The organism is Paracoccus sp. SSJ (assembly GCF_030234105.1).
GTDB lineage: Bacteria > Pseudomonadota > Alphaproteobacteria > Rhodobacterales > Rhodobacteraceae > Paracoccus > Paracoccus denitrificans.
This window is the reverse complement of the sequence record NZ_JASSPE010000025.1, coordinates 17,384-33,406: the sequence shown is the minus strand read 5'-3', so window position 1 is coordinate 33,406 and position 16,023 is coordinate 17,384. Positions and strand designations below refer to the sequence as shown.

17 protein-coding genes are annotated in these 16,023 nt (G+C 66.5%); 14 read left to right on the top strand and 3 right to left on the bottom strand.

Features of this window, described 5'->3' with window-relative positions; genetic code table 11:
* Positions 1–50: 50 nt before the first annotated feature.
* The 9 genes from iolD (at position 51) to QPR87_RS20340 (ending at position 9,267) form a co-directional block, all read left to right on the top strand.
* Positions 51–1,880, top strand: coding sequence for a 3D-(3,5/4)-trihydroxycyclohexane-1,2-dione acylhydrolase (decyclizing) (gene iolD, locus QPR87_RS20380; RefSeq protein ID WP_285051123.1), 1,830 nt, complete (start codon positions 51–53; stop codon positions 1,878–1,880).
* Between the two features lie 11 nt (positions 1,881–1,891).
* The gene (iolE, locus tag QPR87_RS20375) at positions 1,892–2,788 is read left to right on the top strand and encodes a myo-inosose-2 dehydratase (protein ID WP_285051122.1); all 897 of its coding nucleotides are present in this window, start codon (positions 1,892–1,894) and stop codon (positions 2,786–2,788) included.
* A gap of 9 nt (positions 2,789–2,797) precedes the next feature.
* Entirely contained in the window at positions 2,798–2,983 is a 186-nt protein-coding gene (locus tag QPR87_RS20370) for a hypothetical protein (protein ID WP_011747968.1), read from the top strand.
* Complete coding sequence (gene iolB, locus QPR87_RS20365) at positions 2,980–3,786, top strand: 5-deoxy-glucuronate isomerase (RefSeq protein ID WP_230999020.1); 807 nt, start codon at positions 2,980–2,982, stop codon at positions 3,784–3,786. Before QPR87_RS20370 ends, iolB begins: the two co-directional genes overlap by 4 nt.
* Before the next feature lie 205 nt (positions 3,787–3,991).
* Positions 3,992–5,596 carry an ABC transporter substrate-binding protein gene (locus QPR87_RS20360; protein ID WP_285051120.1) on the top strand — a complete coding sequence of 535 codons (1,605 nt, stop codon included), beginning with the start codon at positions 3,992–3,994 and terminating at the stop codon, positions 5,594–5,596.
* A 73-nt stretch (positions 5,597–5,669) separates the two neighbouring features.
* The gene (locus QPR87_RS20355; RefSeq protein WP_011747965.1) at positions 5,670–6,677 is read left to right on the top strand and encodes an ABC transporter permease subunit; all 1,008 of its coding nucleotides are present in this window, start codon (positions 5,670–5,672) and stop codon (positions 6,675–6,677) included.
* The gene (locus QPR87_RS20350; protein ID WP_011747964.1) at positions 6,674–7,576 is read left to right on the top strand and encodes an ABC transporter permease subunit; all 903 of its coding nucleotides are present in this window, start codon (positions 6,674–6,676) and stop codon (positions 7,574–7,576) included. Before QPR87_RS20355 ends, QPR87_RS20350 begins: the two co-directional genes overlap by 4 nt.
* A 3-nt stretch (positions 7,577–7,579) precedes the next feature.
* On the top strand, positions 7,580–8,419 hold the full coding sequence (locus QPR87_RS20345; protein ID WP_011747963.1) for an ABC transporter ATP-binding protein: 840 nt from the start codon (positions 7,580–7,582) through the stop codon (positions 8,417–8,419).
* Positions 8,416–9,267, top strand: a complete 852-nt coding sequence (locus tag QPR87_RS20340) for an ATP-binding cassette domain-containing protein (RefSeq protein WP_285051117.1) — start codon at positions 8,416–8,418, stop codon at positions 9,265–9,267. Before QPR87_RS20345 ends, QPR87_RS20340 begins: the two co-directional genes overlap by 4 nt.
* 85 nt (positions 9,268–9,352) lie before the next feature.
* Here QPR87_RS20340 and QPR87_RS20335 read toward each other — a convergent pair whose 3' ends face one another.
* On the bottom strand, positions 9,353–10,393 hold the full coding sequence (locus QPR87_RS20335; protein ID WP_285051116.1) for a lysine-2,3-aminomutase-like protein: 1,041 nt from the start codon (positions 10,391–10,393) through the stop codon (positions 9,353–9,355).
* Between the two features lie 81 nt (positions 10,394–10,474).
* Complete coding sequence (locus tag QPR87_RS20330; protein ID WP_230999015.1) at positions 10,475–10,930, bottom strand: Lrp/AsnC family transcriptional regulator; 456 nt, start codon at positions 10,928–10,930, stop codon at positions 10,475–10,477.
* Positions 10,931–11,066: 136 nt separating this feature from the next.
* Between QPR87_RS20330 and hppD the strand changes: the two genes are divergently transcribed.
* On the top strand, positions 11,067–12,179 hold the full coding sequence (gene hppD, locus QPR87_RS20325; protein ID WP_285051115.1) for a 4-hydroxyphenylpyruvate dioxygenase: 1,113 nt from the start codon (positions 11,067–11,069) through the stop codon (positions 12,177–12,179).
* A 3-nt stretch (positions 12,180–12,182) separates the two neighbouring features.
* On the top strand, positions 12,183–12,539 hold the full coding sequence (locus tag QPR87_RS20320) for a Rieske (2Fe-2S) protein (RefSeq protein ID WP_011747958.1): 357 nt from the start codon (positions 12,183–12,185) through the stop codon (positions 12,537–12,539).
* 131 nt (positions 12,540–12,670) lie between these two features.
* Here the strand turns inward: QPR87_RS20320 and QPR87_RS20315 are convergent, their stop codons facing one another.
* Positions 12,671–13,387: a calcium-binding protein gene (locus tag QPR87_RS20315; protein WP_285051114.1), complete on the bottom strand. Its 717-nt coding sequence runs from the start codon at positions 13,385–13,387 to the stop codon at positions 12,671–12,673.
* Between the two features lie 244 nt (positions 13,388–13,631).
* Between QPR87_RS20315 and QPR87_RS20310 the strand changes: the two genes are divergently transcribed.
* Genes QPR87_RS20310 through QPR87_RS20300 form a run of 3 tightly spaced genes read left to right on the top strand, consistent with a single transcriptional unit; the run spans position 13,632 to position 16,005 of the window.
* Entirely contained in the window at positions 13,632–13,946 is a 315-nt protein-coding gene (locus tag QPR87_RS20310; protein ID WP_011747956.1) for a PepSY domain-containing protein, read from the top strand.
* Entirely contained in the window at positions 13,946–14,629 is a 684-nt protein-coding gene (locus QPR87_RS20305) for a response regulator transcription factor (protein WP_285051113.1), read from the top strand. Before QPR87_RS20310 ends, QPR87_RS20305 begins: the two co-directional genes overlap by 1 nt.
* Complete coding sequence (locus tag QPR87_RS20300) at positions 14,626–16,005, top strand: sensor histidine kinase (protein WP_285051111.1); 1,380 nt, start codon at positions 14,626–14,628, stop codon at positions 16,003–16,005. The genes QPR87_RS20305 and QPR87_RS20300 overlap by 4 nt, the downstream gene beginning before the upstream one ends.
* Positions 16,006–16,023 lie beyond the last annotated feature (18 nt).

The following is a 16,023-nucleotide window of genomic DNA, read 5'->3' as shown; positions in this document are numbered from 1 at the left end:
GATCGGGTCAAATGGGACATCGGCGCCGATGCGCGCCAAGGAGGCAAGGCATGAGCGGGACGATCCGGTTGACCGCCGCGCAGGCGATGATGCGCTGGCTGTCGGTGCAGATGACCGAGGAGGGCGAGCGTTTCATCGAGGCGGTCTGGGCGATTTTCGGCCACGGCAATGTCGCGGGCATCGGCGAGGCGCTGCATGGCATCGGCGACGCCCTGCCGACGCTGCGCGGCCAGAACGAGCAGACCATGGCCCATGCCGCCATCGCCTGGACCAAGACCAGAAAGCGCCGCCGTGCCATGGCGGTGACGAGCTCCATCGGGCCGGGGGCGACCAACATGGTGACCGCCGCCGCGCTGGCGCATGTGAACCGCCTGCCGCTGCTGCTGATCCCGGGCGATGTCTTTGCCAACCGCCGTCCCGACCCGGTCCTGCAGCAGATCGAGGATTTCGGCGACGGCACGGTCAGCGCCAATGACTGCTTCCGTCCGGTGAGCCGCTATTTCGACCGCATCTCGCGGCCCGAGCATCTGCTGACGGCGCTGCCGCGCGCCATGCAGGTGATGACCGATCCGGCGAATTGCGGGCCGGTGACGCTGGCCTTCTGCCAGGACGTGCAGGCCGAGGCTTACGACTGGCCCGAAGCGTTCTTTGCGCCCAAGGTCTGGCGCATCCGCCGTCCCGAGCCGGATGCCGCCGAACTGGCCGAGGTCGTCGCTCTGATCCGAAAGGCCGAGCGGCCTGTGATCGTCTCGGGCGGGGGCGTGATCTATTCCGGGGCCGAGGCCGCGCTGCTGGATTTCGCCAGGCGCCACCGCATTCCCGTGGTCGAGACCCAGGCCGGCAAGGGCGCCATCGACTGGCGCGAGGAATTGAACCTCGGCTCGCCCGGCGTTACCGGCACCGATGCCGGCAATGCCGCCTGCGCGCGGGCCGACCTGATCATCGGCGTCGGCACGCGGTTCCAGGACTTCACCACCGGCTCCTGGACGGCTTTCGCCAATCCGGCGCGGCGGCTGGTCTCGATCAACCTCACGGGCTATGACGCGGCCAAGCACGGCGCGGTGCCGCTGGTCGCGGATGCCCGGGTGGCGCTGGAGCGGATCGGTGCCGCGCTTGGCGCGCATCGCTTTGCCGAACCCGACGCGGCGCCGCGCGCCGACTGGTTCGCGCTGGCCGACAAGGCCATGGCGGCGCCGAACCATGACGGGCTGCCCTCGGATGCGCAGGTGATCGGCGCGGTGCAGCGCGTCGCCGGCGAGAATACCGTGGTGATGTGCGCGGCCGGCACCATGCCCGGCGCCTTGCAGGTGCTGTGGCGCGCGAGCCCCGGCGGCTATCACATGGAATACGGCTACAGCTGCATGGGCTACGAGGTCGCCGGCGCGCTTGGCATCGCCATGGCCCGACCCGAGGCCGAGGTGATCTGCATGGTCGGCGACGGCAGCTACATGATGGCCAACAGCGAGCTGGCGACGGCCGTCATGCTGAAGGTGCCCTTCACCGTCGTGCTGACCGACAACCGCGGCTATGGCTGCATCAACCGGCTGCAGCAGGAATGCGGCGGCGAGGAATTCAACAACATGTATGCCAGCTCGAACGTGGTCGAAGAGCCGCAGATCGACTTCGTCGCCCATGCCGCCAGCATGGGGGCGCATGCCGAGAAGGTTTCGGACATCGCCGCGCTGGAGGCCGCGATCCGGGCCGCGCGTGGCCGCGACATCCCCAGCGTCGTCGTCATCGACACCGAGGCCCTGACCGGGGCCGGCATCGGCGGCGGCTGGTGGGACGTCGCCGTGCCCCAGACCGGCCAGGGCGACAAGCTGGGCGCCGCCCGCGAAAGATATGAAACCTGGATGCAAAAACAGCAGCTTGTCAATTGAGGCTCGAAAGAATGATCCTTTTCGGAACCAATCCCATCGCCTGGGCCAATGATGACGACCAGTCCATCGGCGCCCATATCCCGACCGAGCAGATCCTGCACGAGGCTGGCGAGGTCATCGGCTTCGACGGTATCGAGAACGGCCATCGCTGGCCCTCGGACCCGCAGCAGCTCAAGGACCTGCTGGGCCGCTATGGGCTGAAATTCGTCTCGGGCTGGTATTCCACCGCGCTGCTGACCCGCTCGGTCGAGGAAGAGATCGCGGCGGTGCAGGAGCATCTGGCCAGGCTCGAGGCCAATGGCTGCAAGGTCTGCATCGCCTGCGAATGCTCGAATACCGTGCATGGCCGGCCCGACGTTCCGGTCAACGCCCGCCCGCGCCTGACGGCCGAGGACATGGCGGAATTCGGCCGCAAGATGGAGGAATTCGCGCAATACCTGGCAAGCCGGGGCGTGACGCTGGCCTATCACCACCACATGGGCACCGTGGTCGAAAGCCCCGAGGAGATCGACGCCTTCATGGCCGCGACCGGACCGGCGACGCATCTGCTGTTCGACACCGGGCATTGCACCTTCGGCGGCGGCGACCCCGAGGCGGTGCTGAAAAGGCATGTCGGCCGCGTCGCGCATTTCCACGCCAAGAACATCCGCCGCGCCGTGACGGACGAGGTGCGCGCCAAGGGCATGAGCTTTCTTCAGGGCGTGCTGGCCGGGGCCTTTACCGTGCCGGGCGACCCCGAAGGCGCCATCGACTTCCAGCCGCTGCTGAAGATCCTGGCCGATGCCGGCTACGACGGCTGGCTGGTGATCGAGGCCGAGCAGGACCCGGACCGGCGCAACCCGCTGGAATACCAATCCCTGGGCCTGAAATCGCTCAAGGACATGGCGCGTGCCGCCGGGCTGCACTAGGCTGGTGCCATGCTGGTCGATCCGAAACACCCGTTCTTCCGCCCGCTCTGGATCCGTATCCTCTGCGTCCTGCTGCCCCTGCTCTGGGCGGGGTTCGAGGCCGCCAGCGGGGCGCTCTTCTGGGCCATCCTGTTCGGTGCCGCGGGCATCTATCTGTTCGTGGCGCTTTTCCTGAACCGCAGCGAGGACCGATGAAACTCTTGCGCAAACCGGCCGGCCGGCACGGCCTTGTCCATCACGTCACTCCCGAGGATGCGGGCTGGTCCCATGTCGGCTTCGACCTCTGGCGACTGGAACCAGGCGAAGTGGCCGAGGGGCATACCGGCGGCAACGAGGCGATCCTGGTCATCGTCGAGGGCAAGGCCCGCATCGCCGGTGCCGGGCAGGATTGGGGCGAGATGGGCGGGCGGATGGACGTGTTCGAAAAGACGCCGCCGCATTGCCTCTATCTGCCCGATGGCAGCGACTGGCGGGCCGAGGCCGCGACGCCGCTGACCCTGGCCGTCTGCCTCGCCCCCGGCAAGGGCGGCCATCCCGCGCGCCGCATCGGCCCCCAGGGCATCAGCCTGACCCAGCGCGGGCAGGGCGCCAACACTCGCTTCATCAACAACATCGCCATGGAGAACGAGGATTACTGCGACAGCCTGCTGGTTACCGAGGTCTTCACGCCGGACGGAAACTGGTCGAGCTATCCGCCGCATCGCCATGATGAGGATGACTTTCCCCGCATGACCTACCTGGAGGAGACCTATTACCACAGGCTCAATCCGGCGCAGGGCTACGGCATCCAGCGGGTCTTTACCGACGACGGCAGCCTCGATGAGACCATGGCGGTGCAGAACCACGATGTCGTGCTGGTGCCGCGCGGCCATCATCCCTGCGGCGTGCCCTATGGCTACGAGATGTATTACCTGAATGTCATGGCCGGGCCGATCCGCAAATGGCGCTATGAGAATCATCCCGACCACGACTGGATCTGGCAGCGCGACAACGCTTGAACGGACCCGTTCAGTCCGCTTTCGCGGAAACGGTCTGCCTCTTCCTGCCGATGCCTGCCCGCGAAACGCCGTAAATCAGGCGAAATTTTCGGCGTTTCGCTGCGTCATCGCGGCAAAATGACGACAAGGCCCGGCAGAGCACTTGACCTGTCAGGCAGATTCGTTTGCATCAGGTCAGGGAATATCTCTAGACATGGGAGGCATTATGTCGTTCTTCTCCACCCGCATGCTCGCGGCGTCGGCCTTTGCGCTGATGGCTGCGGCACCGCTGCATGCCAAGACATTCGTCTATTGCTCGGAAGGTTCGCCCGAGGGCTTCGACGCGGCGCCCTATACATCGGGCACCACCTTCGATGCCTCTGGCCACGCGGTCTACAACCGCCTGGTGCAGTTCAAGCCCGGCACCACCGAGATCGAGCCCGCGCTGGCCGAAAGCTGGGACGTGTCCGAGGATGGACTGGAGTACACCTTCCACCTGCGCCAGGGCGTGAAGTTCCACTCCAACGACAAGTTCACGCCCTCGCGCGATTTCAACGCCGACGACGTGATCTTCACCTTCGAGCGCCAGGCCAGCGCCGACCATCCCTGGCACGAATACATCCCCGGCATCACCTATGAGTATTACTCGTCGATGGAGATGGACAAGCTGATCAAGTCCATCGAAAAGGTAGACGATCACACGGTCAAGTTCACCCTGAGCCAGCCCGAGGCGCCCTTCCTCGCCAATGTGGCGATGCCCTTCGTCTCGATCGTCTCCAAGGAATATGCCGATACGCTGGAAACCGCCGGCACCCGCGAGGATCTGAACAACGCGCCGATCGGCACCGGCCCCTTCCGCTTCGTCGCCTATCAGAAGGACGCGGTGATCCGTTACCAGAAGAACGCCGATTACTGGGGCGAGGCGCCCAAGGTCGACGACCTGGTCTTTGCCATCACCCCCGACGCATCGGTGCGGCTGCAAAAGCTCAAGGCCGGCGAATGCCACCTGATGCCCTATCCCGCGCCCGCCGACCTGGACGAGATCCGGGCCGATCCGAACCTCAAGCTGGACGAGCAGCCCGGCCTGAACGTGGGCTATCTGGCCTATAACACCACCGTCGCGCCCTTCGACAATCCGCAGGTCCGCAAGGCGCTGAACATGGCGCTGGACAAGCCGGCGCTGATCGAGGCCGTCTATCAGGGCAATGCCGAGGTCGCCAAGAACCCGATCCCGCCGACCATGTGGTCCTATAACGACGCCATCGAGGACGACAAATACGACCCCGAGGCGGCCAAGACGATGCTCGAGGAAGCCGGCGTCAAGGACCTGACCATGGAAGTCTGGGCCATGCCGGTGCAGCGCCCCTACATGCCCAACGCCCGCCGCACGGCCGAGATGATCCAGAGCGACTTCGCCAAGATCGGCGTCAAGGTCGAGATCGTCAGCTACGAATGGGGCGAATACCTGAAGAAGTCGATGGAAGAGGGCCGCAAGGGCGCCGTCATCCTGGGCTGGACCGGCGACAACGGCGACCCCGACAACTTCCTGTCGGTGCTGCTCAGCTGCGCGTCGGCCAATCCGGGCGGCGCGAACCGCGCCTTCTGGTGCAACGAGGCGTTCTCGGACCTGCTGGCCAAGGCCAAGGCGAGTTCGGACCACGACGAGCGCGTGAAGCTTTACGAAGAGGCGCAGGTCATCTTCAAGCAAGAGGCGCCCTGGGCCACGCTGGCACATTCGACGCAATACGTGCCGATGGCCAAGAACGTGACCGGCTTCGTGCAATCGCCGCTGGGCGACTATGCCTTCGACACCGTGGACCTGACCGAATAAGGTCGCGCCCGGATTGAAAACTCTCGCGGCCGTGCAGGGAAACTTCCTTGCACGGCCCTTAGGTTAGGGTTCGATGCTCAGATTCATCCTCAAGAAACTGCTTTACCTGGTTCCGACGATGATCGGGATCACGCTGGTGGCCTTCGGCTTCATCCGGCTGCTGCCCGGCGATCCCGTGCTGCTGATGGCCGGCGAGCGCGGCGTCTCGCCCGAGCGCTACGCCCAGATCGCGGCGCAGCTCGGCTATGACAAGCCGGTCTGGCAGCAATACCTCCACTATCTCGGCAACTTGCTGCAGGGCGACCTGGGCAATTCGCTGGTGACCAAGAAGCCGGTGCTGACCGAGTTCCTGGCGCTGTTCCCGGCCACGGTCGAACTGGCGCTGGTGGCCATCGTCATCGCCACGGTGATCGGTGTGCCCGTGGGCGTGATCGCGGCGATCAAGCGCGGTTCCTGGTTCGACCAGTTTTCCATGACCGCGGCGCTGGTCGGGTTCTCGATGCCGATCTTCTGGTGGGGGCTTCTGCTCATCATCCTGTTTTCGGGCGTGCTGGGCTGGACGCCGGTTTCGGGCCGCATCTCGCTGATGTATTTCTTTCCGCAGGTGACGGGATTCATGCTGATCGACAGCCTGATCTCGGGGCAGAAGGGCGCCTTCGCCTCGGCGGTCAGCCACCTGATCCTGCCCTCGATCGTGCTGGCGACCATCCCGCTTGCGGTGATCGCGCGCCAGACCCGCTCGGCCATGCTGGAGGTGATGGGCGAGGATTACGTCCGCACCGCCCGCGCCAAGGGCCTGTCGCGCCGTCGGGTGATCGGCGTGCATGCGCTGCGCAACGCCCTGATCCCGGTGATCACCACCATCGGCTTGCAGGTCGGCGTGCTGATGGCCGGCGCCATCCTGACCGAGACGATCTTTTCCTGGCCCGGCATCGGCAAGTGGATGATCGACTCGATCTCGCGCCGCGACTATCCGGTGGTGCAGTCGGGCCTGCTGCTGATCGCCGCCATCGTGATGATCGTGAACCTGATCGTCGATCTGACCTATGGTCTCATCAACCCGAGGATCCGGCACAAATGACCGATACCACCGTCAAGATTTCGGACGCGGCCATCCGCCGCCGGATGCTCAGGGAGTTCTGGTTCTACTTCAGCCAGAACCGCGGCGCGGTGATCGGCCTCGTCGTCTTCATCCTGCTGGTGCTGACCGCGATCTTTGCATCGCTGATCGCGCCGCATGATCCCACCCAGCAATATCGCGACGCGCTCCTGGTGCCGCCGATCTGGCAGGATGGCGGCCGCGCGGGCTTCCTTCTGGGCACCGATGCCGTGGGCCGGGACATGCTGTCGCGGCTGATCTACGGCGCGCAATATTCGCTGTTCATCGGCATCGTCGTCGTCGCCATCGCGCTGACCGGCGGCATCATCATCGGCCTGGTCGCCGGCTTCTTCGGCGGCTGGGTGGATACGGTCATCATGCGCGTCATGGACGTGGTGCTGGCCTTTCCCTCGCTGCTGCTGGCGCTGGTGCTGGTCGCCATCCTGGGGCCGGGCCTGACCAATGCGATGATCGCCATCGCCATCGTCTACCAGCCGCATTTCGCCCGCCTGACCCGCGCCGCGGTGATGAGCGAGAAGGCGCGCGAATATGTCACCGCCGCCAAGGTGGCGGGCGCGTCGAACCTGCGGCTGATGTTCAAGACCATCCTGCCCAACTGCCTTGCGCCGCTGATCGTGCAGGCGACGCTGAGCTTTTCCAGCGCTGTGCTCGACTCGGCCGCGCTGGGATTCCTTGGCATGGGCGCGCAGCCGCCGGCCTCGGAATGGGGCACCATGCTTGCCGAGGCGCGCGAGTTCATCCTGCGCGCCTGGTGGGTTGTGACCTTCCCGGGCCTTGCCATCCTGGTCTCGGTGCTGGCGATCAACCTGATGGGCGACGGTCTGCGCGACGCGCTCGACCCGAAACTGAAGCGGAGCTGAGCCATGGCCTTGCTGACAATCCGCAACATGACCGTCCGCTTCGCCACCTCGACCGGCAGCTTCACCGCCGTGGACGGCATCGACGTGACCGTGGACAAGGGCGAAGTGCTGGCCATCGTGGGCGAGTCGGGCTCGGGCAAGTCGGTCTCGATGCTGGCGGCGATGGGGCTTCTGCCCGACACCGCCACCGTTACCGCCGACGAGATGAGCTTCGACGGGCAGGACCTTCTGCGCATGACCCCGCGCCAGCGCCGCCGTATCATCGGGCGCGAGATCACCATGATCTTCCAGGAGCCCATCGCCTCGCTGAACCCGTCCTTTACCACCGGCTACCAGATCGAGGAGGTGCTGCGCTTCAACGCGGGCCTGTCGAAACGGGCCGCGCGGGCGAGGGCGCTGGAGCTTTACCGCCAGGTCGGCATTCCCGACCCCGAGGAAAAGCTGAAATCCTATCCGCACCAGATGTCGGGCGGCCAGTGCCAGCGGGTGATGATCGCCATGGCCATCGCCACCAACCCGCGCCTGCTGATCGCGGACGAGCCGACGACGGCGCTGGACGTGACGATCCAGAAGCAGATCCTGGACCTGCTGATGAAGCTGCAGGAACAGACCGGCATGGCGCTGATCCTGATCACCCACGACATGGGCGTGGTGGCCGAGACGGCCGACCGCGTGCAGGTGCAATACAAGGGCAAGAAGATGGAAGAGGCCGACGTGCTGACGCTGTTCGAGCGGCCTTCGCATCCCTATACCCGTGCGCTGCTTTCGGCGCTGCCGGAAAACGCCACCGGCGACCGGCTGCCCACCGTCGGCAGCTTCCTTGAACCGGAGGTGCAGCCATGAGCACCGAAACCCATGTCGTCGAAGGTCGCAACCTGGTCCGCGACTATTACGTCCCCGGCTCGCTGACCCGCGCCGCCAAGACGGTGCGCGCGGTCAAGGGCATCAACTTCTCGGTGGATCGCGGCAAGACGCTGGCCATCGTCGGCGAATCCGGGTCCGGCAAGTCGACGCTGGCGCGGATCATCGCGCTGATCGATCCGGCCTCGGGCGGCGAACTCATGATCGAGGGCAAGCCGGTCGATATCGCCAAGGCGCGGCTGACGCGCGAGATGCGCTCCAAGGTGCAGATGGTGTTCCAGAACCCCTATGGCAGCCTGAACCCGCGCCAGAAGATCGGCGACGTGCTGATGGAGCCGCTGCTTCTGAACACCGACACGCCCTCTGCCGAGCGCCGCCGCCGCGCCGAGGAGATGCTGGTCAAGGTCGGCCTGCCGGCCGAGGTGTTCAACCGCTATCCGCACATGTTCTCGGGCGGGCAGCGGCAGCGCATCGCCATCGCCCGCGCCTTGATGCTGAACCCGACGCTGCTGGTGCTGGACGAGCCGGTCTCGGCGCTGGACCTGTCGGTGCAGGCGCAGGTTCTGAACCTGCTCGCCGACCTGCAGGAAGAGTTCAACCTGGCTTATGTCTTCATCAGCCACGACCTGTCGGTGGTGCGCTATATCGCCGACGACGTGCTGGTGATGAACAAGGGCGAGGCGGTCGAGCAGGGCACGCGGGAAGAGGTCTTTGCCGACCCCAAGCATCCCTATACGCGCGAGCTTTTCGCCGCGACTCCGATCACGGATGTCGAGGCGATCCGCGAGCGCGTGGCACGCCGCAAGGCGCTGCGCGCCGCGACTGCCTGACAGGACAAGGCGACCCCGGGGGGCGTAGGCAGGCAACCCGGGATGCGCTTCCGATCCTGGGGGCGGCGACACGTTGTCGCCGCCCTCAATCCTCCAGGTCGCGATATTCGTGATCCTTTCCGCGCCAGTCGCGGATCAGATAGCGGCCGGGGCCGGTTTCCTTGACGTGATCCGGTCCCAGCGGCACCTTGCCGTGCCCGCCCGGCAGATCCAGCACATAGGTCGGCAGGCATGTCCCCGACAGCCGCCCGCGCAATCCCGCCATGATTGCCTGGCCCTCGGCGATGGTGGTGCGGAAATGGCCGGTGCCGCGCGCCAGGTCGCAATGATGCAGGTAATAGGGCTTGACCCGGTTGCGGATCAGCGCCCGGAACAGATCGGTCAGCACCTCGGGATCGGCATTCACACCCTTCAGCAGCACGGTCTGGGACAAGAGCGGAATGCCCGCATCGGCCAGCCGGGCCAGCGCGGCGCGGGCCCCGGCCGTCAACTCCTGCGCGTGGTTGGTATGGATCACCACCCAGACCGCCAGCCGCCGGGGATGCAGCGCCGCCAGCATCGCCGCATCGATGCGGCTGGGCGCCACCACCGGCACGCGGGTATGGAAGCGGACGATGTCGACATGCGGGATCGCCTCCAACCGGGCCATCAACGCCGCGATGCGGCGCGGCGACAGCACCATCGGGTCGCCGCCGGTCAGGATCACCTCGTGGATCGCCGGGGTGCGGGCGACATAGTCCAGCGCCGCAGCCAGATCGGGCTCGGGCAGGGTGCCTTCCTCGCCCACCACCTCGCGGCGAAAGCAGAAGCGGCAATAGACCTCGCATGTCCTGGTGACATGCAGGATCACCCGGTCGGGATAGCGATGCGTCAGGCCGGGCGTGGGGCTGAAGGCCGCGTCGCTGATCGGATCGGCCAGTTCCTCGGGACGGATCTGCAACTCGCGCGCATCGGGCACGAATTGCGCGGCGATGCCGTCGCCGGGTGCGCCCATGGCCTCGCGCATGGCGGGCGAGATGCGGATGCGGAACTCGGCCGCCACCTTGTCCAGCACCTCGGCACGGGCGGGATCGGCCAGCCCGGCCTCGACCAGAGCAGGGACGGTGGTGATGGGGCGCTGGGACAAGACGGCCTCTCGGGGTGGACGGGAAGGGCGGTTTATCGACCCCTTGGCCGGTCTTGGCAAGGGCGGGACTTGCCCCATGGCTCAGGCCAGAACCAGGCTGCGGTCGTCCTTGAGCGTTTTCAGCACGATTTCGGAACGCACCTGCGCGACTTGCGGCTGCGGCAGCAGGTGGCGATGGATGAAATCGGAAAACGCCTCCAGATCGCGCAACCGCACGTCGAGGATGTAATCGGCATCGCCCGAAACCGAAAAGGCCGAGCGGATCTGCGGATGCGCGGCGACGAAGCGGGCGAAATCGTCCTCCTTGCCCTGGCCATGGCTGCGCAGGTTCACGCGGATGATGGCGCGCAGCCCGAAGCCCAGCTTCTGCGGGTTCAGGCGCGCGGCATACCCCTCGATCACGCCCGCTTCCTCCAGCGCAGCCCGCCGGCGCGAGCATTGCGAGGGCGACAGGTTCACCAGTTCGGCCAGCGCGGCATTGGTCATTCCCCCGTCGCGCTGGAGTGCGTTGAGAATGGCGATATCGAATCCATCCATGCGGGTTTCTTGCATTGATTTGCCCCCTCATGCGCATTTCATGCCTGCGCGCCCCGATCATGGCACAGTTTGCGCCCGGATTGCATCGCATTCGCGCGATCATGGTTCCAGACACGCGAACACAGGAGGAGACGCCATGGGACCGTTCCCGCATGACGCCCCGAAAGCCACGATCAGCCCCAGCAATCCCGCCGGCACCGACGGGTTCGAATTCGTCGAATTCGCCCATCCGCAGCCCGAGATCCTGGACCGCATCTTTCGCCAGATGGGGTTTGTCCCGGTGGCCCGGCACAAGCGCAAGGACATCACGCTGTATCGGCAAGGCGACATCAACTATCTGCTGAACGCCGATCCCGAGGGCCATGCCGCCGCTTTCGTGCGTGAACACGGTCCCTGCGCCCCGGCCATGGCCTGGCGCGTGGTCGATGCGCAGGCAGCCCTGAGGCGTGCGCTGGACCTGGGCGCCAAGGAATATACGGGTGCGGGCAAATCCATCGACGCCCCGGCGGTCCTGGGCATCGGCGGCTCTCTGCTGTATTTCATCGACCGTTACGGCGATGCGGGCAGCGCCTATGATGCCGATTACGACTGGCTGGGCGAGCCGGACCCGCGCCCCGAGGGTTTCGGTTTCTACTATCTCGACCACCTGACGCATAACGTGGTGCGCGGGAACATGGATACCTGGTACAAGTTCTACCACGACACGTTCAACTTTCGCGAAATCAAGTATTTCGACATCAAGGGCAAGCAGACCGGGCTGGTCAGCCGGGCGCTGACCTCGCCCGACGGCAAGATCCGCATCCCGATCAACGAATCGACCGACGACCACAGCCAGATCGAGGAATACCTGCGCGAATACAAGGGCGAGGGCATCCAGCACATCGCCGTCGCCAGCGAGGACATCTATGCCGGCACCGACCAGATCGCCGCGGCCGGCATGGAGTTCATGCCCGGCCCGCCCGATACCTATTACGAGATGTCGCATCGCCGGGTTAAGGGCCACCAGGAGCCGATCGAGCGCATGAAGAAGCACGGCATCCTGATCGACGGCGAAGGCGTCGTGGGCGGCGGCATGACGCGGGTGCTGCTGCAGATCTTCTCGAAAACCGTGATCGGGCCGATCTTCTTCGAGTTCATCCAGCGCAAGGGCGACGACGGCTTCGGCGAGGGCAATTTCCGCGCCCTGTTCGAGTCGATCGAAGAGGACCAGGTCCGCCGCGGCGTGCTCAAGATCGACGCGGCCGAGTGACCGATGGGCTGGACCGACTATGCCTCGGCCCCGCCCGCCGGGACCGAGATCTGCGACGAGGCCGAGCTGGACCGTATCCGCTGCCTGACCGTGGAAAGCCGCAATGGCCGCTTTCCCTTGCTGCTGGTGCGGCTGGGGGAGGGCATCCGGGCCTATGTGAATGCCTGTCCGCACCAGTATCTGCCGCTGGATCACCGCGGCGATCAGATCGTCTCGGCCGATGGGACGCGGCTGATGTGCACCGCCCATGGCGCGATGTTCGACATCGCCAGCGGTGAGGCCGTGCAGGGCGCCGATTGCGGACTGGATGCCGTGCCGCTGGCGATCAGCGGCGGCAAGGTCAGGATCGGGCAAGCCTGAGGGTCATGGGTATGCGGGTGAGGCGATCTTGAATTTGCTTCAAATACTCAAGGCAGTTAGCTGTAATACATAATATATATGCCGCCGCATGGGAGTTGCGGCGGCATCATCCCGGCTGCCGGAGAGCCGGCTCAGAAGATGAAATCGCTCATGTCGAGTTGCGATTTCTGCATGTCGTCGATGGTGATGGTGGTATCGGCGGACAGCCGCAGCACGAGATCGTCACCAACCTGCCGGGCATTGTCGATGATTGCCTGCACCTGCGTCCGGCTAAAATCGTCGAAATCAAGCCGGTCCATGCCGTTCTGGAAATCGGTGATGGTGTCGCGGCCGTCGCCGCGCTCGAATTCGAAGACATCGGCGCCGGCGCCGCCGGTCAGGATGTCGTTGCCGCGGCCGCCCTCCAGCCGATCCCGGCCGTTGCCGCCATTCAGCCGGTCGTTGCCGGAACCGCCATCCAGTTCGTCATTGCCGTCGCCGCCATACAGGATGTCGTTGCCCGCGCCGCCTTCAAGCTCGTCGCGGCCCGCTCCGGCGTAAAGCCTGTCGGCACCGGCGCCGCCTTCCAACTCGTCATTGCCGTCGCCGCCATACAGGGTGTCGTTGCCTGCACCGCCTTCCAGCTCGTCCCGGCCGTTGCCGCCATATAGCCGGTCGTTGCCGCGGCCGCCCTCCAACTCGTCATTGCCATTGCCGCCTTTCAGCGTGTCGTCGCCGTCGCCGCCATGCAGCCTGTCGTTGCCGCCAAAGCCCGACAGCTGGTCATGGCCCCCCAGCCCCGACAGCCAGTCGTTGAATTTCGTGCCGTTCAGCACATCCGCGAAATTCGTCCCGATCTTGCGCACCATGTCCGTGGTCCTTTCCTGTGTGTCGGCGTCCGGGTCGCCCGGCCGCAAAGATGATGGGCGAGACATGCCACAGCCCGGCTGACAGCCTTCTGACCCGGCCTGTCAGGGATTTGTCAGAAACCGCGTGCCCGGCGGAAAGGCGCCGATCCGGGGTTGTTGCCGCTTCGGCACGTCGCGCCCGCTGCAAGCTTCGCCGCCGGCTTTTGTCAGTCGCCTGTCAGTTCCTTGCGGCTATGACGGGCCCATGAGATCGCTTGCCGCATTCGCGCTGTTCTTTTCGCTGTCGCCGTTCCCGACGGTCGGGCAGGATATCGCCGGGCCGGATTTCGAATATGCCCGCGATGCCGTCGAGCAGGGTAGGATCCTGCCGCTTGCCGAGGTGCTGGCGCGGCTGCACGAGACGCAGCCCGGACGGGTAAGCGAGGTCGAGCTTGAAGAGGAGGACGGCATGACGATCTATGAGATCGAACTCGTGACCCCGGACGGCCGCCTGATCGAGGTCGAGATCGACGCGGCCTCGGGACGTATCCTTGCCCTGGACCAGGATGACGAGGACTGATGCGCGCCCTGATCGTCGAGGATGAGCCCCGGATCGCCGCCGATCTGGACCGTGCGCTGAAGGCGGCGGGCTTTCTGGTCGAGACCGTCGCCGATGGCGAGACCGCCTGGTTCCGCGGCGGCACCGAGGATTACGACCTGATCGTGCTGGACCTGAACCTGCCGCGGCTGGACGGGCTGACGGTGCTGAAACGCTGGCGGGCCGAGGGCTGCGAAACCCCGGTGCTGATCCTGACCGCGCGCGGCGCCTGGACCGAGCGGGTCGAGGGCATCGATGCCGGCGCCGACGACTACCTGCCCAAGCCCTTTCGCATGGAGGAACTGATCGCCCGTGCCCGCGCCCTGGTGCGCCGCGCCGGCGGGCGGGGCAATGCGACCCAGCAGGTCGGGCGGCTGACGGTGGACCTGAACCGCATGACCGCCGCCATCGACGGCATCCCCGTCGCGGTCACGCCGCTGGAGCTTCGGCTGGTCTCCTATCTGGCGCTGAACCGCGACCGTATCGTGCCGCCGACCGAATTGCTGGAGCATCTCTACGGCGACGACGAGTCGCGCGAGTTGAACGCCATCGAGGCCATCATCACCCGGCTGCGCCGCAAGCTGGGGCCCGGCGTCATCGGCACCCGGCGCGGGTTCGGCTATCATCTGGAGGACGGGGCCGGTCAGGTGCAGGGCCGGGCATGATCCGCTCGATCCGCTGGCGGCTGGTGCTGGCGGGGGCGCTGGCCATCGCGCTGGCCCTGGCGCTGTCGGGCATGGGCCTTGCCGTGCTGTTCGAGCGCCATGTCGAGCGCGTCGCCGTCGCCGACCTCCAGGACCGTGCGCTGGCGCTGGCCGCCATGGTGCGGCCCGGCGGCGCGGCCGGCGCCAGCCTGCGCGCGCCCCCCGACGATCCGCTTTACGACCAACCCTTCTCGGGCCATTACTGGCAGCTCATGCTGGGCGACGAGCTGCGCCGCTCGCGCTCGCTCTGGGATTATACGCTGCCGGGCGACCAGGCCGCGCCAAGGCCGGGCCAAAGCGCGGTGCTGACGCTGCCCGGCCCGCGGGGCGAGCCGCTGCTTGCGGTCGAGCAAAGCCTGATGGTCGGCCGCGGCCCGGACGCGGTGCCGCTGCGCATCGTCGTCGCCTCGGATCGGGATGAGCTGGTGCTGGCCCGGCGCGGCTTTCTGGGCGACCTGCTGCCCTATCTGGGCCTCTTGGGCGCGGCGCTGCTGCTGGCCAGCTGGGTGCAGATCACCGTTGGGCTGCGCCCGCTTGGGCAGGTGGGCGGGCGGGTGGCGGCGCTGGTCTCGGGTGCGCGGCCGCGCATCGGCCAGGACTTGCCGGCCGAGGTCGTCCCGCTGGCGACCCAGATCGACAAGCTGCTGGACGCCCGCGACCGGGAACTGGACCGCGCCCGCCACCGCGCCGCCAACCTGGCGCATGGGTTCAAGACGCCGCTGCAGGCGCTGCTGGGCGATGCGGCGCGGCTGCGCGGCAATGGTGAGGCCGAGATCGCCCGCAGCATCGAAACCGTCGCCAATCAGATGCGCCGCCATGTCGATCGCGAACTGGCCCGCGCCCGCATCCAGTCGGGGCGGAATGCGCCGGGGGGAAGTGAGCCCGGCTGGATCGCGGCCAAGCTGGTCGACGTGCTGCGCCGCACGCCGCTGGGCGCCGGGATCGACTGGCGGCTTTCGGCTCCGCCCGGGCTTTGCGCCCGCATCGACCCCGACGACCTGACCGAGGCGCTTGGCGCGCTGCTGGAAAACGCCATGCGCCATGCCCGTGAAACCGTCCAGGTCGCGGCCCGCCCCGAAGGCAACCGCGTCGTCATCTCCGTCCAGGACGACGGCCCCGGCGTGCCCGAGGCGGATCTGGAACGGCTGACCCGGCGCGGCCTGAGCCTCGACCCCAGCGGCGAAGGGCAGGGCATCGGCCTGGCCGTGGTCGCCGACATCGTCGATGCTGCGCAGGGCGAATTGCGACTTGCAAACGCCCATCCCGGCTTTCTGGCCGAGTTGCATCTCGACGCGGCACCGCCCGAGGCGGCTTCTTCGTTCCCCAAATACTCCTGACACAGCCGCGCGGCCGGG